General features: G+C 67.1%; 1 protein-coding gene. It reads left to right on the forward strand.

Going from position 1 to position 255, the window contains the following annotated elements; genetic code table 11:
- A partial coding sequence (locus E5W70_RS32830; RefSeq protein ID WP_292665524.1) for an SDR family NAD(P)-dependent oxidoreductase occupies window positions 1-255 on the forward strand: 255 nt, incomplete at both ends.

A 255-nucleotide genomic window follows, 5' to 3' on the forward strand; every position in this document is an offset into this window, starting at 1 on the left:
GTGAATTCCGGCCAGCTATCGTCGTGATTGGCGGCTCGGGTGGAATTGGCCGGGCGATTGCGAGCGTCGCTGCAAGGGAGCGCGGTGCGGTTGTGCTGGTTGCCCGCTCGCCCGAGGGTTTGGCCGCCGCGGCGTCTGAGGTTAGGGAGGCGGGCGGCGAGGCATTCACGCTCGAGTTGGATCTCGTGGGAGGCGATGCCCCAACGCGCCTGGAGGGCTTTCTGTCCACACACGGCCTGGTCTGTGATGTCCTGG

The sequence above is a fragment of the Mesorhizobium sp. genome (assembly GCF_005063415.1).
In the GTDB taxonomy this organism is placed as follows: Bacteria; Pseudomonadota; Alphaproteobacteria; order Rhizobiales; family Rhizobiaceae; genus Mesorhizobium.